The 22,769-nt window shown below is 47.8% G+C and carries 18 protein-coding genes; 8 read left to right on the plus strand and 10 right to left on the minus strand.

Features of this window, described 5'->3' with window-relative positions; all coding sequences use genetic code 11:
- Positions 1-210: 210 nt before the first annotated feature.
- Positions 211-450 (minus strand): sigma factor-like helix-turn-helix DNA-binding protein, encoded by a 240-nt coding sequence (locus J7438_RS28665; RefSeq protein WP_209277331.1) that lies wholly within the window; start codon positions 448-450, stop codon positions 211-213.
- Positions 451-838: 388 nt separating this feature from the next.
- On the opposite strand from J7438_RS28665, the gene J7438_RS15915 reads away from it, so the two are divergent.
- A complete protein-coding gene (locus J7438_RS15915) occupies positions 839-1,543 on the plus strand; it encodes a Fic family protein (protein WP_209202124.1) in 705 nt (234 codons plus the stop codon).
- Between the two features lie 154 nt (positions 1,544-1,697).
- Entirely contained in the window at positions 1,698-2,105 is a 408-nt protein-coding gene (locus J7438_RS15920) for an ACT domain-containing protein (protein WP_209202123.1), read from the plus strand.
- Positions 2,106-2,873: 768 nt separating this feature from the next.
- On the opposite strand, the gene gltS is transcribed toward J7438_RS15920, so the two are convergent.
- From gltS to sbcD, 3 genes are read right to left on the minus strand one after another with little or no spacing between them, the layout of a single operon-like run.
- Positions 2,874-4,100: a sodium/glutamate symporter gene (gltS, locus tag J7438_RS15925; RefSeq protein ID WP_209202122.1), complete on the minus strand. Its 1,227-nt coding sequence runs from the start codon at positions 4,098-4,100 to the stop codon at positions 2,874-2,876.
- 21 nt (positions 4,101-4,121) lie between these two features.
- Complete coding sequence (locus J7438_RS15930; RefSeq protein WP_209277332.1) at positions 4,122-7,796, minus strand: SbcC/MukB-like Walker B domain-containing protein; 3,675 nt, start codon at positions 7,794-7,796, stop codon at positions 4,122-4,124.
- Positions 7,796-9,085: an exonuclease subunit SbcD gene (gene sbcD, locus J7438_RS15935; protein WP_209277333.1), complete on the minus strand. Its 1,290-nt coding sequence runs from the start codon at positions 9,083-9,085 to the stop codon at positions 7,796-7,798. Before sbcD ends, J7438_RS15930 begins: the two co-directional genes overlap by 1 nt.
- Positions 9,086-9,387: 302 nt before the next feature.
- Between sbcD and J7438_RS15940 the strand changes: the two genes are divergently transcribed.
- On the plus strand, positions 9,388-10,797 hold the full coding sequence (locus tag J7438_RS15940) for an OprD family outer membrane porin (protein ID WP_209277334.1): 1,410 nt from the start codon (positions 9,388-9,390) through the stop codon (positions 10,795-10,797).
- A gap of 47 nt (positions 10,798-10,844) precedes the next feature.
- Here J7438_RS15940 and ushA read toward each other — a convergent pair whose 3' ends face one another.
- From ushA to J7438_RS15955, 3 genes are all read right to left on the minus strand, one after another.
- Positions 10,845-12,473 carry a bifunctional UDP-sugar hydrolase/5'-nucleotidase UshA gene (gene ushA, locus J7438_RS15945; protein ID WP_209202118.1) on the minus strand — a complete coding sequence of 543 codons (1,629 nt, stop codon included), beginning with the start codon at positions 12,471-12,473 and terminating at the stop codon, positions 10,845-10,847.
- Positions 12,474-12,888: 415 nt separating this feature from the next.
- Entirely contained in the window at positions 12,889-14,118 is a 1,230-nt protein-coding gene (gene serA / locus J7438_RS15950) for a phosphoglycerate dehydrogenase (protein ID WP_209277335.1), read from the minus strand.
- 312 nt (positions 14,119-14,430) lie between these two features.
- Positions 14,431-14,691 (minus strand): DUF4404 family protein, encoded by a 261-nt coding sequence (locus tag J7438_RS15955; protein WP_101747242.1) that lies wholly within the window; start codon positions 14,689-14,691, stop codon positions 14,431-14,433.
- Positions 14,692-14,928: 237 nt separating this feature from the next.
- Here J7438_RS15955 and J7438_RS15960 point away from each other — a divergent pair, with 237 nt between their 5' ends.
- The gene (locus J7438_RS15960; protein ID WP_209277336.1) at positions 14,929-15,591 is read left to right on the plus strand and encodes a fumarylacetoacetate hydrolase family protein; all 663 of its coding nucleotides are present in this window, start codon (positions 14,929-14,931) and stop codon (positions 15,589-15,591) included.
- Positions 15,592-15,686: 95 nt separating this feature from the next.
- Here the strand turns inward: J7438_RS15960 and J7438_RS15965 are convergent, their stop codons facing one another.
- On the minus strand, positions 15,687-16,091 hold the full coding sequence (locus J7438_RS15965) for an acyl-CoA thioesterase (protein WP_209202116.1): 405 nt from the start codon (positions 16,089-16,091) through the stop codon (positions 15,687-15,689).
- Positions 16,092-16,364: 273 nt separating this feature from the next.
- Between J7438_RS15965 and J7438_RS15970 the strand changes: the two genes are divergently transcribed.
- The 4 genes from J7438_RS15970 to J7438_RS15985 all read left to right on the plus strand — a co-directional run bounded on the left by J7438_RS15970 (position 16,365) and on the right by J7438_RS15985 (position 20,621).
- Entirely contained in the window at positions 16,365-18,317 is a 1,953-nt protein-coding gene (locus tag J7438_RS15970) for a hypothetical protein (RefSeq protein WP_209277337.1), read from the plus strand.
- 59 nt (positions 18,318-18,376) lie between these two features.
- On the plus strand, positions 18,377-18,811 hold the full coding sequence (locus J7438_RS15975) for a host attachment protein (protein WP_209202114.1): 435 nt from the start codon (positions 18,377-18,379) through the stop codon (positions 18,809-18,811).
- A gap of 272 nt (positions 18,812-19,083) precedes the next feature.
- Positions 19,084-19,785 carry an ethanolamine ammonia-lyase subunit EutB gene (gene eutB / locus J7438_RS15980; RefSeq protein ID WP_209277338.1) on the plus strand — a complete coding sequence of 234 codons (702 nt, stop codon included), beginning with the start codon at positions 19,084-19,086 and terminating at the stop codon, positions 19,783-19,785.
- 35 nt (positions 19,786-19,820) lie between these two features.
- A complete protein-coding gene (locus J7438_RS15985; RefSeq protein WP_209202113.1) occupies positions 19,821-20,621 on the plus strand; it encodes a helical backbone metal receptor in 801 nt (266 codons plus the stop codon).
- On the opposite strand, the gene J7438_RS15990 is transcribed toward J7438_RS15985, so the two are convergent.
- On the minus strand, positions 20,605-22,113 hold the full coding sequence (locus J7438_RS15990) for a tyrosine-protein phosphatase (RefSeq protein ID WP_209277339.1): 1,509 nt from the start codon (positions 22,111-22,113) through the stop codon (positions 20,605-20,607). The genes J7438_RS15985 and J7438_RS15990 overlap by 17 nt on opposite strands.
- 143 nt (positions 22,114-22,256) lie before the next feature.
- Positions 22,257-22,748: an ethanolamine utilization protein EutH gene (eutH, locus tag J7438_RS15995; protein ID WP_209277379.1), complete on the minus strand. Its 492-nt coding sequence runs from the start codon at positions 22,746-22,748 to the stop codon at positions 22,257-22,259.
- Positions 22,749-22,769: the final 21 nt, after the last annotated feature.

Below are 22,769 nucleotides of genomic sequence, written 5' to 3' on the forward strand. Positions count from 1 at the left end.
CTCGATTGCAGGGCAGTAACTACTAGCGGGAATGGTCAGTGGCTGACATACTTCCATGGGGGGCGGCCTCTCGCAGATGATTCTTTTGTCACATGAAAATCATAGCTGCGTTTGGTCGCCTTTCTTGCTTTGGGTATTTTGGCTCCGGGTCGTAAATCCTATGCTTCAGGGTCTGTAGTTGTGCTCAGTATGAGACTTTCACCCAAACCTTTAAAGCTGGTCTGAAGCGGAAGCAGAAAAAGGCCGCCATGAGCACTCGATATCTGTCTGAAGTCCTCGCAGGATGCGGGGTTTCATGATTTTTCCCTGTGGCCAGGACAAGCCGACAGCCTCAAACCGGTTCAGGTATTTGTTAACCGCCCCGGCACTGACGCGAGTGCTTCTGGATATTTGCCGGGTGCTGAGCTGGCACTCGAACCGGAGCCGAAAGATCTCCCGTAATTTACGCATTGATAACCCCTTTTTCATGCCGCTGAATCCTTTTTTTCATGGATTAGTGCAGGCGGCACTATATGAATGAAATCAATGCTTAAGAGAGATTTCTCGTATGGTTTCACAGACCATTCTGGCAATGTGAACACCGATTCTGGAGGGTGTGAACAGTGATTCTGGAAATTTCCAAAAAGTGTTCACGGTAAAACCAGAATGGGTGTTCACGTTCAGCCAGAATGAGTGTTCACGGTTGGCCAGAATTGGTGTTCACGATGGGCCAGAATATGCACGGACTGCGCCCGTGATGCAAAGGTTAGCCGTTCTACCTCAACAGTCTACGGCATGACGATCAGGACTCATGCAGATATAATGTGAGGCATTCCAACACAACCCTTGAGATGCAGAAATGACAGCGGCAAAAGACACCGTTTGGGGGATGATTCCTAATCGTGCGATGGCCAGGCAACTTGCTGTTCGGGATATTCCTTCTCTGGTTTATGATGCAGTAAATCTTGAAGGGGTCGCAATGACCTTACCGGAAGTTCAAACACTGCTGGATGGGATTACCGTTGGTGGCCACAAAGTCAGCGATCAAAATATGGCTCTCAACCAGGCTGCTGCATGGAAACACCTATTTTCCCTTGTCTCTGAGGGTAAGTTCTCTTTTTCAAAGGACGTTGCCTTATCTATTCATAGCATTGCAGGAAAAGAGGAGGCCTTGGAGTGGGGGGCCTTTCGCACTGGCAATGTAACGATTAACGGATCTGAGTACCTGCCTCCTTCCCCTAAAGACCTTGATCATGTCTGGGCAGAAATCGAGTCTGAAATTGCTGCTTGTAACGATGCTTATGATCTGGCCATTACTGCTTTTCTGAGAATGGCAAGAGCACAGTTTTTCTGGGATGTGAACAAGCGCATGGGGCGATTCATGATGAATGGTATTTTGCTTTATTATGGGTTTCCAATCATCAATGTGCCGGCAAAGCGACAGAAAGAATTTAATCAGTTGATGCTGGATTTCTATGCGACTGCGGAAATGACCAGGATGAATAAGTTTTTGAGATCGTGCATTCATAACAAAATCATAGAGAACTTCCAGTTGAACGGCTAAACAAACTCGAAACGATGTTCAGCAAGACGGTCATAGCCCGGAGCTGGTTGTTGACATCCTGAGCAAATTGCATGGCCGTTCTTGCGTGGGACCACGATTATATTGAATACTTCAGAGCCTTGATAGAGACTGAGTTTTACATCCGGATAAAAAAATGACTGGTATTATTGAATTAGAAAAACTGCTCAGCAGCATCAATCCGAAGCTTGTAGAGGGAGAGTTCATTTTCTGTACTTTACCCGGGAAACTCTCCGATTATGCTCATTTAAATCCACTTTCAAGCTTTATTGAATCAGAAGGCTTATCTTTAGTTCTATCAAAAGATAACGCTGAAAGTGCGAATATTAAGTTTGAACATACTTACAGGCAAATAACACTGACTGTACACTCAAGCTTGGAAGCCGTTGGTCTAACAGCAGCAATTTCAACCAAACTTGCCTCAAAAAATATCAGTGCCAATGTAATTGCAGCTTTCTTCCATGACCATATATTTGTTCAGTCAGATAAGTCGGAAGATGCTTTGAAAGCACTGCATGAACTCTCGACAACTAATAATGCCTGAACATGCATGTAATGAATTATGATGGATTGCATCCGACTGCAATCTTATCCTGTTGTTGCACAAGCCCAGGTTAAATTCTGGAAACTGAACACAATGTGTTTCATAAACTCACCGTAACGCCAGAAAAATCTGCCAGATGAATTTACATTGAATTTCTGGTGATATGTTAGCTCACTATGGAATGCAGCAGCGGTTACTTAAATCATTATCTACTCCAGGGATTCAGATGTACCATTTTGAGACAATGCCCCTTCAGCAAAATTAATACAATCCTGAGTGGGGTTTTCGATAAAATATTTTGCTGAATACAAGATATTCTTTTCATCACGATCCGCCAATTCTATTTTATTTAGTGTGGTTTTTAAAAAAGAATCATTAGCTGGTCTTTTTTTGAGCAGTTATGGTTAGACTGGCACCTACTGATAACAATGGTTGCATTATAGTCCTCGAGGGCAATTAACAATTTATTAAAACTGTATTTTAGATTAGATATTAGAATAAAAATTTACTTTTAAAAGTAAAAATGCAGAAAGAATGCCTAACATAAGATTCAAGTGGATAGTGCCTGTAGTGCCACCGCTGAATTTGGCGTTAGATTAGGGGGTGGCCAGTGAGTGATCAATGGCCCGCTATTCAGGCAAAAGAGCCCGTCTCTCTTATTCAGTGCAGCTGATGGGCTCTCTCATTGACATCCAAACTCCGCTAAGGGTGAACGGAGATTGTACACATCAAACTCATTCAAGAGATGTACCAGGAGTTGATGATTCATTAACCAAAAATCGACAATGCCGCCTGAAGAATAATCAGGTTAACAATATCAATAAAGAAGGCACCGACAATAGGCACAACCATAAACCCCTGGGGTGAAGGACCAAAGCGGTTAACGACGGAACCCATGTTCATGACCGCTGTGGGTGTTGCGCCAAGACCAAAACCGCAGTGACCGCTGGCAATAACGGCTGCATCGTAGTCTTTGCCCATCACCCGGAAGGTCACCACATAAGTAAATATTGCCAGCATAACAGACTGTGCCAGCAAGATGATCAGGATCGGGATGGCCAGATCGAGAATATTCCAGAGTTTTAAGCTCATCAGGGCCATGGCCAGAAACAGGGCCAGTGACACCGTGCCGAGAATATCGATGGTTTCAATATCCAGCTTTTTCACCCGGGTGACTTCCAGCGTGTTGGTGATGATAACGCCGATAAACAGGGCATAGACGAAATCGGGAATCATCAGCCATTTGATCTCGAAGTTGTTGACCCAGATTTCAAGGTACTTGGCACCGGTCACACAGATCAGAATCATAAACAGTGATTCAATCATCTTTTTTGAGGTGACATTGTCTTCCTCATTTTCGTTGTAAGTCACCAGCTCAGGAAACTGGTCATGGGTTCTGTTGGTGTTGCCGTATCTGGATTTCAGGCCATATTTATCCACCAGTCGCTGCGCCACCGGACTGCCAATAATGCCGCCCATGATCAGGCCGAAGGTGGCTGAAGCCATGGCAATCTCAAGTACATTGTGCATGCCGTATACTTGCTGGAAGGTTTGAGACCAGGCCGCACCGGTGCCGTGACCACCGGAAAGGGTGATTGATCCGGCAATTAATCCCATCAGCGGGTCAAGCCCCAGCAGGGTGGCCAGTGACATCCCCAGGCCATTTTGCAGCACAATATAGAAAGACGCCACGGCAAGGAAAACAAACACCTTGACCCCACCTTTAATCAGCTGGGTATAGCTGGCGGCCAGACCAACCGTGGCAAAGAACATCAGCATAAAAGTGTTCTGCAGGGGCAGGTGGAACTCAATCTCGACACCATTGAAGTGCAGCCAGGCAATAACACCGGCAATAATCAGCCCGCCAACAATAGGCTCAGGAATATTGAATTGCTTTAATAGAGGAATTCGGGCGTTGATAAAATGTCCCAGAAATAGCACAAAAATGGCGATGAGAAACGACTCAAGCGCGCCAACAGTCAGTAGTTGATTCATAAACCCTCAAAATAAAAGTGATCAGATACAGGCAAAGCGTCTACCCAGTTTGCTGTAGCCCAGTCCGGTTTCTTTTATCACTTCTATCCGGGTGGGAATCCGTTCTTTCAGGGACTCAATATGGGAGATGATACCGACCATCTTCCCACTGGCATTCAGGCTATCCAGGGCGCTGAGTGCGGTTTCCAGCGTTTCCTGATCCAGTGTACCAAACCCTTCATCCAGAAACAGCGAGTCGATACGGGTTTTATGGCTGACCAGGTCAGATAACCCCAGCGCCAGCGCCAGGCTGACCAGAAAGCTTTCACCACCGGACAGGGTTTTGATATCCCGTGCGGAGTCGCCCTGCCAGGTGTCCAGCACTTCAAGGCTGAGTTCATCGTTGCTCTTGCGGTTGAGCAGATAGCGGGCATGGAGCTGTTCCAGCTGTCGGTTGGCCAGAAGAATCAGATGATCCAGCGTCAGGCCCTGGGCAAATTTACGGAACTTGTCGCCTTTGCTGGAGCCAATCAGGCCACTGAGTTGCGCCCAGACCTGATATTGATGCTCTTGCACCGCAATATCCCTGAACAGGCTGGCCTGGCCAAGACGTTTTTCATCGTCGTCTTTCAGCGCCTGAGTAATCTCTCCCTGTCGTTGATTGACCAGACGAATGCGGTTGTCCAATTCGGTCAGTCTGTCAGTCACTTCATCCAGAGTTAGTTTAGTCGCTGGCTGTTCAATATGTGCTTTCAGGTTGGCTTCCGCCGAGGCAAGCTTGCCTTTGGCTTCATGCAGCTGTTGTTCAATGGCCTGTTTCAGGTCTGTCAGTACCTTTCGTTCTTCTTTATCCAGCAGTGCCTGCTGGAAATGTTCACTGTCCCGGAATGGACTGTCGTTTAATAATGTCTGCCAGGTTTTTTCGGCGATTGTCAGTGCTTCGCTCAATGCTTCCTGTTCCATGGCCTGTTGGCGGACGATTCCAGTCAGCTGAGCCAGCTTGTCATCAATGGCTTTCAACTGGCTCTGGCTTTGTTGATGGTGTGCCTTTGCTTTGACCACCAGTGACTTGAGTCGCTGTCGCTCCTCACTCACGATTTTCTGGCCAAACAGATCCTGCCGTTGCTGTTGTTGCTGCTGTCTCTGAGTGTTGGTGTTATTCAGCGTTTGCTGAATATCACGGATAAGTTCGTCCGCTTTTTGTCGGTTTTGATGCTTGTGATTCAGCTGCTGGGTAATGGCCTGGATTTTCTCATTCAGCGCTTGTTGTTCAGCGGTGATGTGCTGCCATTGTTGCCAGTTTTTTTCCTGCTGACTCAGCCAGGTTGATTGCTCTGACAGGATAGGAGTCTCCAGATGCAGCGCAGTTTGGATTCTCTGCCTGATCTTCTCTTCCAAAGCCCGGTTGGCGTGTTGGCTTTGCTCAAGCTGTTGACGCTTTTCAGACAGCTGCTGGTCAATCTGGCGTTGCTGATGCTGGTTAACCTCCCGTTGATGGGTGTGTTGGGTCATGTCGTTATTCAGCTGGTCCAGCTGCTGCTGTTCAAGTTGAATGCGGCGATTAAGCTGGCTCAGTTGTTCAAGCTGCTTTTTCCGGGTCTCCCCGGTCTCGGAAAACTGTTTGAAGTGGCTCTGATATTCGTCGGTGTTGTTGATCGATAGGGAAAGAGACTGGGCATTGCTGGTGGCGGACCAATCTGATGTAACCTGGGCAATCTGATTTTGCAGCTTGTTAATGGCCTGTTCTGAGGATTCCAGTTGTACCTGTAAACGGGCAGCCTCTTTGTTCAGCTTCTCGCCCTGAAGTTGCAGCTGCTCCAGTTCCCGCTGTCTGGCGGTTAAACGTTGTTCGGTATCGGAAATATTCAGCTTCTGATAATGTTCAATGGCAGGGTGTTCTGTGGCACCGCAAAGAGGACAGGCTGCTCCGGCCTGCAGTTGGTTGCGATAGTCCTTAAGGCTGGTGATCTGCCGCTCCCGGGCTAACAGCTGCTCCAGATCATGACAGTGCTGCCTGACATTCCGGTACTCTGTCCTGCATTTTTCAATGTTGTCGGTGTACTGTGCTACCGATTGCTGCAGGTTGCCATGGAGGGTTTGCTCTTTCTGTAAGTCAGCGGTGCAGTTGGTAAATTGCTGGCTGAGGTTATTCAGATGCAGCCATATCGGGTATTGATCGTGCCACTGTTGCTGATCGGTCAGCAGCTGCTCTTCTTCCTGACCATTTAACAGGGCTGTTTTGTTCTCAAGCAGTGTTTTATTCTGGCTGGCGCGTTGTTCCCGTGTTCTGGCCAGCGACTGAATATACTCTTCCAGTGTCTGGTGTTGTGCGCCCAGGTTCTGGCGTTCCTGCTCTAACTGATGAATAGCTTGAACAAACTGTTGTTCACCCTGGCTGGCGGTTTCTCGTTGCTCAAACAGGGTTTGTAATACCGGCAGCTGTTCGCCCAGCGATTGCTGGTGTGCATTCTGCTCCAGGTAACGGTTGGCTACCTGAAGTTGTCCAGTGAGTTGCTCCCGGGACTGCTGGTCATCGGCAATGCTGTTGTTCAGTGTGCCCTGCTCATGTTCAGCTGCCTGCAATTTGCCTTTGATGGCCTGTTGTTCATTGGTCAGCCTCTGTATATCAGCATCCAGAGGGATGACCTGCTCTACCAGCAGGGATTCGGTTTGCTCCTGTTCCTGCTGATAGCTTTCCCAGGCATTTAACTGAATCTGACACTGTTTCTGAACGCTTTGCGCCTGTTCGGTGGTGACCTGTTTTTCCTGTTGATGATCAGCCAGTGTCTTTTGTATCCGTTGATGCTTTTGTGTCAGTTCGCTCAACCGATCCCAGTCCTGCAGCAGCTCCATGGCGGGCAGGGCCTGCTCCAGACGGTTTATTTGCTCGCTGTTTTCTGATTTGTGTTGAAGGGCATTGTCCAATGACTCCCGGGCTTTTTCCTGTTCACGTTGTCTGCTGGCCAGCTCTTCAAGCCAACGCTTCTGATGGTTCAGGGAGAGGCGTTCGTTGCCGGTTTCCTCCTGTTGCCCGGCAAGCTGACTCTGTTCTTCTCTCAGTTCTGTAAGTCGATCGTCGTTCAGTAGAGCAATGCCGCCCGCTCTGGCCTTTAACAGGTCGAGTTGCTGCTCTGCAGTGCGCATACGCTCAAAGGCACGGCGGGAGATTTCTCCATAGATCTCGGTACCGGTCAGTTCTTCCAGCAGTTCAGCCCGGTCATTGGCACTGGCCTCCAGAAAAGCGGCAAAACCTCCCTGGGCCAGCATCATGGATTTGGTAAAACGTCCGAAATCCAGCCCGGTCAGCTCACTGACCTTTTTCAATTTATCGCTGATACGGGTGGTAATAATCGTACCATCACTGTCGGCCAGCTCGACCTGAGGTGCCTGCAACTTGCCGTCTGCTTTGCCCCTGGCCCGGCGTTGTGACCAGAAGGCCCGATACGCTTTACCTTTGACTTCAAACTCAACTTCGGCGAGCGACTCAGCGGTATGCCGGGTCATCAGCTCGTTATCGGAGGCGGAGATTGTGGTCAGGCGGGGAGTCTGGTGGTATAGGGCAAGGCAGATGGCATCCAGCAGCGTGGTTTTGCCAGCACCGGTTGGGCCGGTAATGGCAAAGAGGCCTGTGTTGGTAAACGGTTCGCTCTGGAAGTCTATTTTCCACTCGCCCCTGAGGGAGTTAATATTTTTCAGGCGCAGGCTGAGAATTTTCATCAGGCGTTGTCCTTCTGGCCATGCTGCGCCAGCATGGGATGCTCTTTATCTGCTGCAAACACGTCTTCGAGTATTTCCTGAAACGCACCGGTCAGCTGCTGTAATTGTTCATCGGTAAGCTCTTCCTGCTTAAGCCGTTGCTGAAAAACATCTTCTACGTTCAGCTCGGCCAGACTCTCCTGATCAGCAACGGTTAGGGATGCCGCGGCTTTTTCCCGTTTTCTTCTTACCCTCAGCAGCTCAAATGAGGACAGCTCCTCTCTGGCCAGCACCATTTGTTCGACCCGGCTTTGCAGGTCGTGAAGGTAGGTTTCGGTGGTGATTTCAATCTCCAGCCATGGATTGAGTTCAGCCTGCGGTTGCTCATTCTCATTGGCCCGCTCACTGGCAAGAGCGGCCAACTGCTGGTCAATACTGTCCATGGAGCCCTTGAGGCTGATGAGAGGCCTGAAAACAGGAACAATGACGGACTCAATTTTATTCAGCTCGTTTTCCCTGAAGTCCACAATAATGACTTGCTTATCGGACCCGGCTTCATCAAAACTCAGCGGGATTGGAGAACCTGAGTAGCGGATATGTTCTTGCTTCGCCACGACCTGTGGCCGGTGAAGGTGGCCGAGGGCAATGTAGTGGGCCTTGGGAAAGGCGGATACCGGGAATGCCGCCAGGGTCCCGATATAAATCTCACGCACGGATTCGCTCAGTTGCCCGCCTACTGTCGTTAAATGACCCGTTGCAATTATAGGCAGCCGTTCCCCTGCCAGCTTTTCAGCTTCTGAATAAATGGTCTGATAGTGGGCAGCAATCGCCTGTTGCAGTGCCTGTTGTTTATCCTCACCGGTCTCTCCCGCCTGACTTTCCAGAACATCCCGTGGCCGGACAAACGGAATGGCGCAGATGACCGCGCCGGGATTGCCCTGAGCGTTGTTCAACACCAGAACCTGTTCTTGGGAATCTTTGCTGACGCCACCCACCACAAAGGTATTCAGGCATGCCAGCAGCTCTTTTGACTCATTCAGTGTGGCCACCGAATCATGGTTGCCACCAATCACGATAAGCTGTCGGCAGTGGGTATTCTGCAGGCTGACAATAAAGCGGCTGTATAGTCCCCTGGCATAGCTGGGTGGGGTACCGGTATCAAAGATATCACCGGCAATAATCAGGGCATCAATGCGCTGCTCTTGTACCCGCTCGATCAGCCAGTCCAGAAAGGCCTGATGTTCTGCCTCCCGGCTTTTGCCCATAAAGTGCTGGCCAAGGTGCCAGTCAGATGTGTGAAGAATACGCATGATGTCTTAAGTTTCGGGAAGTCAGGGAGCGGCGTGAACATCCCTTGGTGAAAAAGTAAAATAGCGAAGCTACACCAGAACCGAACTGTAGCCAATGATCTGGCATCAGGTTTTTTTATTTCACTCTTCTTGCTAAATCGGTTCTTGCCAAAGGATAGCTTGATCATCATATCCTCGGTAGATTCTATTTATTTTTCCACATCTGCTCACATCCGGTAGTTCCTCTCTACTTTGTTTTTCATCTTCTATACTTCCACAGTGTTAAATCCTCCAATCCCAGCCACTATCAACAGGATTGAGTTGTGCCAGCATTTAAACGAGCACTGTTGTGCTGTGCTGTTGCTGCCAGTTGGGTCAGCACTACAGCATCCCTTGCGAATTCTTCTTTTGATTCCTTCATCGACGACGCCACCATGGATGGCAGGCTGCGAACGGTTTACTACGACGTTGACAATAAAGAAAAAGAAAAGAATAAAACCTCCGGTGCCTGGACAGGCGCATTATGGTTGCACCTGAAATCCGGTTATCTGGCGGATTTTCTTGCTATTGGTGGTACTTTTTATGGTGTTACCAAACTGCATATGGATGAAAACAACAGCAACGCCTATCAGCTGTTGATTGATGAAAAGAAAGCCAATGGAAAAATGGATGGTCAAGGCTTTGGTAAGCTCGGTCAGGCCTGGGTTGACCTGAAATTACCAAACTCCATTGATCATATCTCTGGCCATATTCAGGTCGGACGACAGCTGGTGTATACCGGTTTAATCTCCAGTTCCGGCTCCCGTTCAGCACAAAGTACCTGGCGCGGATATAAACTGGAGGGGCAGCTCTACGACTTTGACCTTGGTCTGGCCTTTGTTGATCAGATGTCTCTGCGGAACCAGGCCGGCTTTCATGATTTAACCAACTTCAGTGGCAAACAGATTGACCGTATCATCGGAGGCGAACTCGCTTATACGTTTCATCTTGCTGATGACCGTAAACTGAGGCTGAAATACAGGAATGCCTTCGCCAAAGATTATCTGTACGGTCACAATGGTGAAGTGAAATTCGAAACCCCCATTGCAGGAGACAGGGTTCTCACTCTGGGCGGTAAATACTACAAAACCAAAAAAGATGGTGACTTATGGGAAGGTAACGCCTGGTATTACCCAGCCTTTGACGATGAAGCTACAGCATGCAACCTGTTCGCGGCCCTGGATCTGGACTCATGGCATTTTGAAGCTGGTGTCAGCCATGTCAAAGCCGAAACATCTCAGGAAAAAGAAGGCAAGAATCCGGATGGCTCACCTAACGGCTATGTCCGCCCCGGTAAATATTACTATGACTACGGTAAAAACACTCACGGTATCTGGGATTTAAACACCGGCGGCTTTGCCGAAGACATGATATACGACGGTGAAACTGTCTGGATGATTGGTGCTTCCTATGACTTTTCCACGTTGGGTGTGCAGGGTCTGGAGTTGGGCTACTCACTCCATTACGGCTCTGGAATGGAAGTCAAGGATAAAGCAACAGGTGCAAAGAAAAGTACGTCTGAATACGAGAACGATTTCCACATTGTTTATAAGTTTCCCCAGCCACAACTTAAAGGCATGAAATTCAAGCTAAAATACGGTATCTATCGAAACGATGAAGATTTGAGGAAAGCGATTAACAAGCAGGAGAACGACCTGCGTGTGTGGTTGGATTACAACTTCACACTGTTCTGATTAAGAAAAATTGCTGGTTCCCGGTATGGGAACCAGAATCATGTTGATTATTTCCGCACAATCTTCCCTTTTGGCAGATACTCACTTCTCTTTAGAGGTGAGTATCTCTTAACGTAATCACTCAACACGACAGCGTCTGTATAACCGGTATTAACAAACGTTGGGTTCTCATCCACCACCGGCCAGTTATCGCCCCCGCTGGCAGAAAAGGCATTAATTGCCATGCGATATTTTCTGTTTTTATCCACAGGCTTTCCGCCAATGTCCAGAGACATTAATTTATCTCCGGCCATGGTCAGCCTGACGTTGGCAAAATGCACCATGCCACCACTGATGGGTTGAATAGCGGCAACGTCTTCAATGTAGTTCCGCAGCTCACGGCCTGTCATTTCCAGATAGCACACCATATTGCCAAAAGGCTGAATCTTGAGAAGGTCTTTTTCGGTAATCTTACCTGCTTTCAAGCCAGTGCGAATACCACCACCGTTCATTACAGCCAGATCGGCTTTGGTTTTTTCCATCTGTGCCCGGGCAATCAGATTGCCTATGGCCGCTGGGCCTGAGCGAACTTTTTCCCGCGAACCATCCAAAGACTGATCGATGGCACCGACAACCCGATTCATCAGTTCACTCGCTTTATCCTGATAAGGCTTTAATGCCTTCAGCACTGCCGGATCTTCTGGAATCTCAGGCTCTATAGTGATCAGCTCTTTCTTACCATTGATGATTTTCTCTTTCTTGAGATTCACCGGAATCAGGCGATAATTCACCATTTTCAGCAAGCCATGGCTGTGTCCTCTGCCATTGTCCAGATATTGATAGATAAAATCAGCCCGGCCAACATATTTCCCCCACTCCCAAGCTTGTAGTACATAGGTGCTGTTTTTAATATCAGGCCGGAGTAGTTTAGTTTGTGAATGGCCACCGACAATGATATCGACACCATCCACTTCTTTCGCCAGGCTTACATCACCCGGAGCATTGGGTCCATGTTTGGCGTTTGGATAATGCCCCATGTGGGTGAGCGCAATAACAATATCAGCCTTGTCATCCCGAATCAGTTTTGGTACCCAGACTTTTCCTGTATCTACGGCATCATCAAAACGAAGATCTTTAATGTTTTCCTTGAGCGCCTGTGATTCTGTGTCTTCTGTAGTTAAGCCAAGAATGGCGACCCGCACACCTTCCAGCTCTTTCATTACCCAGGGCTTAAACACCAGTTTGCCGGTATCTTTGTAAAAGATGTTGGCTGACAGGAAAGGGAAGTCTGCCCACTTTTCCTGTTTCAGCAAAACAGGCAGCGGGTTATCAAACTCATGGTTACCCACGGTCATGGCATCATAACCAATAAGGTTCATCCCGATAAAATCAGGTTCAGCTTGCTGAATATCGGACTCGGGCACACCTGTATTTATATCGCCTGCAGACAATACCAGAGACTTGCCGCCTTCAGCTTCTACTTCTGCACGAATACGATCAATCAATGTTTTGCGGGCCGCCATGCCTACTTCACCATCACGGTTTCTCCAGAATTTTCCGTGGTTATCATTGGTGTGAATGATCGTGAAATTAAGCGTTTTCAGTGCAGGTTCTCTGTATTGCTCGGTATCGGTAGCACAACCGCTGAGCAATAGCAGGATGGGGAATGACAATAACAACCAGCGTGGGTACAACATATGGATTCTCCTTTAAGGAAATCACGGGAATCATACGCACACCTGATTAATTACTGAACGACGTTGTTTAGACGTTTTTTTAATAATAAAGAGCACAGAGGTTCGGCTAAAAATCCAGTACACGGTTTCAATGCAATTGATGGGTTCCATCTATCATTGACCTCCAGTTCGTCCTGAGCGGAGTTGAAGGACGTAAACTCTATACCCTCAATAAAGACTGTGCCAATCACCCTTCGACTCCGCTCAGGGTGAACGGAGATTGTACTCATCAAACTCATTGAAATGATGTGCTGGATGATTATCGTCCAAAAACTCTACACCCCAGACAGAGCAAAGAGTAGAGCATTAAGAATAAGTTCTGTTTTGACCCCCTCGTTACCGCTCTTCGTGGGAACGAGGTGCCAGTATATGTATATCAGTAAAGAACGCGGCAGCGGATGGTGCCTTCAATCTTTTTTATCTTCTGCATGGCCATATCGCTGTGTTCAGCATCAACATCGATAACAACGTAACCAACGGACTCATTGGTCTGCAGGTACTGACCGCTGATGTTGATACGGTTTTCAGACAGTATCTGGTTGATCTGGCCCAGAATACCGGGAATATTCTGGTGGATATGCAGCAGGCGGTGCTTGCCGGGGTGAGCAGGCAGGGCGACTTCCGGGAAGTTGACCGACGACAATGTAGTACCAATATCGCTGTACATCACGAACTTTTCGGCAACCTCCCGGCCAATATTTTCCTGTGCTTCCTGGGTACTGCCGCCAATATGGGGGGTCAGGATAACATTCTTCATGCCACGCAGGGGGCTGATGAATTCATCATCGTTACCCCGTGGCTCTTCCGGGAATACGTCAATGGCTGCACCCAGCAGCTTACCGTTCTTCAGGTACTGGGCCAGCGCTTCAATAACCACCACAGAACCACGGGAGGCATTGATCAGAATGCTGTTGTCCTTCATGGCGGCAAACTGTGCTTCTCCGAACATCCACTGGGTATCCCGGGTTTCGGGAACATGCAGACTGACAATGTCACACATGCCAAGCAGGGTGTTCAGATCACTGATCTGGGTCGCATTGCCCATGGAAAGCCGGGTCACTACGTCATAGAAATAGACTTCCATGCCCAGGGACTCTGCCATGATGCTGAGCTGGCTGCCGATATTTCCGTAGCCGATAATACCCAGCTTTTTGCCGCGGATTTCATGGGAGTTCGCTGCTGTTTTCTGCCAGCCTCCCTGGTGTGCCATGGCATTCTTTTCCGGGATTCCGCGCAGTAGCAGGATGGCTTCAGCCAGCACCAGCTCAGCCACTGAGCGGGTGTTGGAATAAGGTGCGTTGAAAACAGGTATCCCCCGTCGTGTAGCTGCGGGCAGTTCTACCTGGTTGGTGCCAATACAGAAACAGCCAACAGCACAGAGTTTTTTTGCCGCCGCAAAAATCTCATCGGTCAGCTGGGTCCGGGACCGGATGCCCACAAAGCGGGCATCAGCGATACGTTCCTTAAGTTCCTCAGGAGGCAGGGAGGTGGTGACATAGTCGATATTGGTATAGCCCGATGCTTTAAGAATCTCGACAGCAGACGGGTGGACACCTTCCAACAGGAGAAAACGAATCTTGCTCTTATCCAGCGATATTTCGGGCATATCAGTCTCTTTATCGGTTAGCTCATGGCGGACTGGCTCAAGGCTGTTTTTGGCTCAGGGCTGTACATAGAAGCACTATTTTTATTGTGCAGGCGGACAACAGCAGTAGTGCTTCCAATTCATGGCTGTTATTGATCCACCCATCGTTTTCATGGCGCATTACCGGTTGCGTCCGGCTGCATCAGGCGGCACATCATAGCATAGGCTGTGCGGGATAGTACCTGCTAAAAGGCGGTGGGTCGTTACAGCAGGGAGATCGGCCTCACATCAGTGAAACCGATCTGGTGTTAAGCTGTATCATAGTGACCGTATTTAAATACCCATACTGGAGAGGGTAAACATTAATTGCCGGATCGCCTGTGTCAGGGCCGGGTGGTCTTCACTGAAACGAATGGCCTCCTGCTCCAGCTGATCGTTGTAGCCCTGAATGGGAATCTCTCCTTCTGCCTGGGCAACGGCAATGTTAATCTCTTCGGTTATCTGTTTTAAGGCTCCTGCTGTGCATTCATCGACGGGTGAGTTTTCAAGAATATCATGAAGGCTCTGGATATTGAGTTGCAGCTCTTCTGACATACTATGCTCCTTCCACTGTGCGGCCAGTCTTTATGATACTACTACAGTGTATGTGAAAGTGAGATGCTTTATCTGTGACCTGAGCCGTGGGACAATAGCCTCCCCGGGGCATGACAGGCAAACACTGTCTGGTACTCCGACAAAGCTTCTGGCTCAGTTGAATAATAAATATCCGTATGATGTTGGCGCGTATTGTGCGTTCCATTGTTCATCACCGGCGTTAATAAGGGATGCGCTATGAAGTACAGGCACCGCTGGATCAGTGGCGACCGTATTGACCTTCCTGTTGGGAAGGTGGTTTGTGTAGGACGGAATTATGCGGCACATGTTCAGGAACTGAATAATCCCCTGCCGGATGACCCGGTCCTGTTTATTAAACCCTGTACGGCCATGGTTAACCTTGAGCCGCCCGTGAAATTACCCCGTAATCGTGGGGCGGTCCATCACGAGGCAGAAGTGAGCCTGCTGATCAGGGAGCCTCTGACCGATGCCAGTGAGCATGAGGCTAACCAGGCGATCATGGCGATTGGTCTGGGACTGGATTTGACACTGCGAGATTTGCAGGAACGGCAAAAGTCAAAAGGGCTGCCCTGGGAAGTTGCCAAAGCCTTTGATAACAGCTGCCCATTATCCGGGTTTGTGGCTGTCGAGCATATTAAAGATCCTGCCAATCTCGGGTTTTCTCTGTCGGTTAATGGAGAGCCAAGGCAGAAAGGGACAACGGCACATATGTTGACCTCCATTCCCGGGCTGTTGAGCTATATCAGCAGGCATTTCACATTGCTTCCGGGAGATATCGTGCTGACCGGTACGCCGGAAGGTGTCGGGTCTCTGCAATCGGGGGATGAATTAGAATTGTCCCTGAATGGGATTTTTTCAACCCGGACGCGATGTCTCTGAAGAGGCGTGTGACGAGCCATTCATTAGCTAACTGCAAGTTTTGTTGCGGATGAGACTGAGAGGATCAGAGGCTCCTGATCCTCTTCAATATTGGACTAGAAGTTCCTGACCCGTTGGGTTCGTCCACCCCGATCAATGGCAACAAACACCATGGTTGTTTCTGTCAGTTTCTCCCAGCCATGGTGGTTTTCTATCCAGCCTTCGACAATCACCTTAATCGAGGTTTTGCCGATTTCTGTTACCCGGGTAAAGAACCCGATCAGGTCACCGGCCTGAACTGGCCTGAGAAAGCTCATACTGCCAATACTGACCGTGACTACCCTGGCACCGTTGGAGGCCTTGCGGGCACAGACCTCCCCAGCCTGATCCAGGTGCATGGCTACCCAGCCAGCAAATACATCACCACTGCTATTGACGGAACGATGATCCGCCAGAACTTTCAAGGTCATTTCCCCTTGAGGAGTAGGGACGCTGTCGAGATTTTCATGTCTGGCACTCATGGAAGGCTCCAAACTATTTTTATTGTTTTGCTCAGCTAATCTGATTTTGCGGGTATTCTATCTTTTTTACTATCTATTTCATATTAAAAGTCTTTTTGGCTGTCCGATGGAGAAAAGGGCTCATAGTTGCTGAGCAATTTTATGCTGGACTCTGATAGCCTACTGATTGAGTATCGATTTTCTTACAATTGATTGAAAATAGATTTACATGAGACTCTTATTTGAATGTCCGGCATCCAGTAAAATTTTTAGTGAAGGGGCCGGGAGGCTGCTATGAAAATTGAAGGAAATGATAATGGCTTGTTACCATATGATGATGGTCGTCCCAGCCGGGAGAGCCACAGCAAAAGTGTCAACGATAAACGTTTTTCAGGTATGTCCGTTTCAGAAAGTAATGAGGTAGTTAACTATCTTTCTGAGGCAGAAAGATTAAATGATAACCATGAGGGATATTTATCGGTTCGATCAAGTCAGTTGCGTGTTTCAATAGCTTCTAATGACTCCGGTTATATTTCGAATGCTGGAGCAAATGACGATGAAACGTTGTATGAAAATAAAGGACTGAATCTGAATAAGGCTGGCATTTCTGTCACGAAACGTATTGAGTCCTTTAAAGAAAGGGCTGGCCAGAAAAAAATAACAGAATTGAAAAATTCTCCCATCCACGAAAATGATTACGAAGTTTCAGTGGCCGAGCTGGTTGATAAATTTGAAAAATGTCATTTTTCTCCTGAAGTCGACCAGGAAAAATCTTGCTCAGAAGATAAAGTTAAGGTTCCAGCCAAATCTCCTTTTGATAGAAGCCGGTTCACACGTAAAGCGATACGAAAGAGAAAAAATCATAAGATCCTTTTACTCTCAACCAAATTCAGTCAGGCATTTTGCTCTGAACCGATAAGTCCAGAGAAAAAAATTCAACACCAGTTAACACAAATATTTTCCTTCAGAGCTGCCCTGAGTGATCGGGTAACAAGATTTCATGAAGTTGACCCCTATCAAAATGGTGTCCTGGACCCCGGCTTTGTCATGAGGGCTATCACGGATACACAGTCTTTTATCAGGCTGTCTGAACCGTACAATTTGATTAGAGACGTGAATATGGATCTGGAGCAGGTTCCGGATGTTATGAAACTGGTTCTGGGGGAAGATAGATTTTCAACCCTGAGAGGGGAGGCCTTGCGAGATGCCGTTTGGCCTGTTGTTGTAGAAAACTTCTGGAAATTTCTTGATGAGTGTGGCTCCCTGGAAAGCACGGTAAAATGTATGCCTGAGTTTCAGAAGCGTGAGCACTATTTTCCATTAGTATATACCAAGGCTGTCGCTAAATTTAATCTGGCATTCGGGATTACTGAAAAGAGGTTTCAAAAGTATTACCTGAAAAGCACGCTTACCGAAAACGAAAAGGGTGAAGTCCTTCAGCTTGTTAAAATGGCTGAACAGATACAGAGTAAGTTCTCAGAGTTTTATTATCATTATAAACAGCTTCCTGATAGCTCTGTTAAGGTCATTTTGAAAACAATGTTCAGTGATGTTCTGGTGGATGATAGTGATACTAAAAGCAGGAAAATAATAAGAATGCACCAGGGCATTTTAAAATTGCTAACAATAGCAGATCCTTCCTTTCAGCTTGACCCTGAGCAGTTATCACGTGTCAGAGTCAACTTTGGTCAATGGGATTTGGATTTTTCAGTGGAAAAGGCATTTTCAGAACTTCGCTCAGGCATTAAGGAAAAGGACCCATTGATATTCTATCGAGATTTGGCCAGTCAGATTGTTAATAATGTTAAGGACAAAGAAGGGTTTCCCGAATCCTGTGAACAGGCTGTATTGCCTTCGGATACCATAATAACGTCAGATTCCCAGCGGGAAAAACTGAGAAATTTCTATATACAGTTTTTGATTGACTTGTATGATCAGATAGATCCAATTCTGGGAACCCTGGCTAATGATGAACTTAAGACAATTCATCAAACAACCTTTGACTGTATCTGGCGTGGAATTGAGCATGACTTATTACCGTCTGTAACCTCAAAAGACAGCAGTCGTTTTCTCAGGCTTAAGTCAAAAAAGCAAAAGCTCAAAGAAGAGCGGCAAAAAATGCTGGAAGTGGCGAAAACAGAGTTTTCCGGAGTTGCTCATTTCATGGCAGTTAAAATTGCCTACATGCTGAAAAGCAAAATCCATCCAGATAAAGTCTTCTCAACGGTAAAAACAGGCAATTCCTGAACCATTGGACTATCTTTGAACAGTTATCGTACTTAGCGAGCCATTTAGAGGTGCATATCATGGCATCATCCTGGGTACTGGTTGCTGATAACAGCCAAGCCAAGGTCTATCGTTTTGACCGACACAAGAAAGAGCTTGATCTGGTTGATCATATTGATCATGAAGAAGGCAGATGGAAACGGCATGAGTTCGTGACGGCAGGCCCCGGCCATTCAGTCACTTCATCCGCTGGCGGTAGTGTCCGTAGTCTGGGTACGGATAACTCGCCCAAAGAGCATGAGTCTGTCAACTTTGCCCATATGCTGGCCAGGTCTATCAATCATGCCCATGATCAGCACCAGTTTGAGACCCTGCGTATTTGTGCTCCCCCAAAACTACTGGGTGAAATTCTGCCTGTGGTCGATAAACATGTGCCGTTGGGAGATCACATCAATAAAGATCTGGTGCACGAGAGTCCGGAGCAGTTACTTGAGCGCCTTACTGAGCTTCATTAAAATCGGTCATCAGCAGACACATTCAGAGTTTTTCCTTTCATCATTTGATCTGGATCATGTTTTTGTCGTTTATTGAGGCTATTTTGTCCATCGGAATTTGATCCTGATCATTTATCTCCCCGAGCCGCAAAAAACAGCCATTCGCACCCTGATTTTATTGATGTACGTCACTTTTTAATGATGGGTGCTCGCTGACGCATATCAAGCCGGTCTCGTGCTCGTTTGGGTAGCCTTGTTGCGCTAACTCATTCAAACCGAGGCACAGGCTCCTCATGCTTCTTAAAACCAAACTGTTTGGAAAGGTCTACAGCTTTTCCAGCATTAAAGAAGTACTCGCCAAGGCCAACGAAAAATGTTCTGGCGACGTACTGGCGGGCATAGCCGCCGAATCAATCACTGAAATGGTGGCGGCTAAGGATGTTCTGTCCCGTATGCTGCTGTCTGATCTCCGTAATAATCCGGTCGTACCTTACGAGGTGGACGAAGTCACCCGGATTATTCAGGACGATGTTAACGAGCGTATCTACAGCGAAATCAAGAACTGGAGCGTTGGTGAACTGCGCGAATGGCTGCTGTCCCATCAAGCCCAGAGTGCTGAGATCCGTCGTATCAGTCGTGGTCTGACGTCTGAAATGATCGCTGCGGTTGCCAATATCCATGACGAACTGCTGGCAGGACTGAGTGGCTCGAACGACATCAGTCAGGTAAATTCCGTGGGCGTTATTGAGTTCTTCAGTGTTGCGTCTGCAGTGATCGCTGCCGATGCTGCGGCCAAGGCAGCCGACGTTAAAATGATTGAAGTACGTCTGGCCATGGCCATTGGCGGTAAGTCATTTATCGTGATGACCGGTGAACTTTCTGCGGTTAATGCGGCAGTTGATGCTGGCGTGATGGCTGCCAGGGATGCCGGTATGCTGATTGGCAAGACCGTGATACCGTCACCCACCAAAGAGTTTTTCCAGAAGCTGCTTTAAACCGGAGTTTCACTTGAAACATTGAGGCCTCAAAAATGTCCCGCCAGTTTATTGATCAGATGCAGTATTCAGTAGACGTCAGTGACAAGCCAGTGAGAATTATCTCTCTGGTGCCATCCCTGACAGAGCTGTTGTTTGATCTTGGCCTGGAAGACCGGATTGTTGGAGTAACCCGCTACTGTGTTCATCCCGGGCGGGCACGCAAGGAAAAAACGATTGTCGGCGGTCCCAAGACATTGGATTTTGCGGCGATAGATGCCTTGCAGCCGGATTTGATCCTCGGTAACAAGGAAGAGAACTACCGGGAGGGCATTGAGCGGCTGCAACAGCAATACCCAACCTGGGTCTGTGATATCCACAACCTGGATGATGCCCTGGCCATGATCACTTCCGTTGGTCAGCTGACCAACAAAGAACACAATGCCGACGAAATCGTCAAAGACATCAGGCGCAAAATGGCACGACTGGCTTCTGGAAAGACACTGCGTGTGGCTTATTTTATCTGGAGGAAGCCCTATCGCGTTGCTGCCGGTAATACGTTTATCAATGAGATGCTGAAGCTTTGCGGGATGGAAAATGTCTTTGCTGATCTGGAGCGTTACCCGGAGATCACCATCGACCAGCTAAAAGCAGCCGGGCCAGATATGCTGCTCCTGTCTTCAGAGCCCTATCCATTTAAAGACCGGCATTGTCAGGAATTTGCCGAGTTGGGTGTGACTGCCAGTACCCGGCTGGTGGATGGTGAGATGTTCTGCTGGACCGGCAGCCATTTGCGCCTGGCTGCTGATTACTTCATGGCCCTGAACGAAGAACTTAGTACTAAATCTGGGGAGTAATGTTCTCTCCCCTGTCTCGCTTTTCCTGCCATGTATGAACGGTATCCATGATAAATTTGATCTGATCCTCTGCTTGAACAAAGGCGGGTCCCCGGTCTTTTCTGCCTTGTTGAATAGTCTTGAATACTGCTTGATCCAGTTCCTTCTTATTTTGATATTTTCCGGAGAGTATGTCCCGGTAGATTTCATTTAGCACAATAAGCGTTCCGGTTCTGCCAACGCCTGCCATGCAATGCACCATTGTGTTGCCTGAATATTCATCCCCGACCTGATGCTTACGCAGTGCTTCTATAAACTTGAGCAGAGAGTCTTGACCGTTTGTTTCATTGGGTACTCCGTGATCCGGCCAGCCAGTATAATGATATCTTCGCATAATGCGGGTTTCGCCACGAAGGGGATCAGTCACCTCATATTTTATTTTTGCATACCCAGCTTTTTGTTGTTTTGAATGGCATCTCACTTTTATCCCATTATCAAAGACGATTTCTTTGTCGATTTTGCCGCCGTCTTTGTCCTTGATTTTGCCATTGACCTTGTCGTCGTCTTGGATTTTTTCTCCGGTTGGGTAATACGGAGCAATAGGTCCTCCTTTTCTTGTCTCGAGCCTGTCTTTTTCTCTGGTCAGATCACAAATTACACTGCACCCCGAGTCAAGAGCTGCTCGCCAGATATCGCCTCCAGACTTTTTTGCTCTAGTTTGAGGCGCCTGAATGGCGACATAACTGGCATTGGTCAACTCGATATTGTTGGCGGGAATATGATTGCCATCAATTTCCAAGGCTGTTTTTTTCGGCAAAGGTACATGTCCTACTGTCTTATCGCTAAAGCCAAATCTACTCCACCGTCCATTAGTAATATGTTTACCTTTTATGGCCGCCAAACTCTCATCACGCATTTGAAAATGTGCGCCTATATAATTTTCCTTGTTAATTAATTCAGTAACTTTTTCTGATAAAGGTGAAGTTGTTTTATCCTGAGGCAAAGCTACATCATCGTAAAGGGATTCCGTACTGCCATAAACACTGTTGTATCCACTATCGAGACTGGTGGTTGACCCCCAGCCAGAATGCAATGTATTGGATGAGCTTCTGCGGTCTTCGGCGCTATCAAGACTGGATGTTGCATCCTCGCCCGGCGGCTGAGTACTATTGCTATCATCGACGTGATCCATAAGGAGGCGAACATCTTTCCGGTCGACGAAGATTACATCATCCGGTGATACGTTTTTATAGGCCTCAATGAGCCTTTTTGCTAATGCTGGTGAGATTGTTCGATCCTTTAAACCCAGGGTTTCTACCGCTAAATCAGAACCATCCACAGGTTTTTCCTTATTGGCTTCAGAGTTGACCCTTGGTCTTATGGCAGTAAATGCAATTTCCTTACCATTGAATTGAGCCACCAGTACATCTTTTTCAGAATCTTGATTAGATGCTAACTTATTGATTTGATGGATTTGTGATGGGGTAAGCGAACCTAATCCGTTGCTGCTCATAATAATCTTCCGTGATCTTTAATCATCTGAAAATTATAGCATCGTGCTGATAAGCCATTTTGACTGGAAAATAAACAGGGCCTTATGGAGACCCTGTTATTGATCATTAAATGTCACATCAAAGGGCATTTTTAAAAATCTGTTCAACTTCTGCCTGAGTTCCCTGCCTGGGGTTCGATCATGGCAGAGATCATGTCGCTGTTCACGGCAGCGGTGTAACCCAGGGTGAAAGAGGCACTGACAAGGAAGGCAACGTTAATGATTTTGCCGCGGTTGTCCATATCTCTCATGATGTTGAACATGGCGATACTGTTTGCCAGGGTCGCTAACAGACCAGCGGCAGCGGTTTCGCCCATGCCCATGGAACGACCAACGGCCATCAGCGGTTTGTTGAAGCGGGTGGTGATAAAGTGCACCAGAGGGAAGGCACCCGCCAGAACCATGGCAATGTGACCAACGGTGGCAACACCATCAGAGAATGGTGCCATACCCGGAATAATGACAAAACCGGTCAGTGCTTCAATCACTGCGGCAGCCAGGGCGGCAGTGATCAGAATAACCACACCCTTACCGAAGACTTCAAAACTGCGATTGTTTTTGATTCTGAAATAGCTCCCGGAAGCTGGAGAAAGCAGGTTATTTCCAGGCGGCGTATC

The sequence above is a fragment of the Thalassotalea sp. G20_0 genome, from assembly GCF_017744175.1.
Classification (GTDB): domain Bacteria; phylum Pseudomonadota; class Gammaproteobacteria; order Pseudomonadales; family Endozoicomonadaceae; genus Endozoicomonas.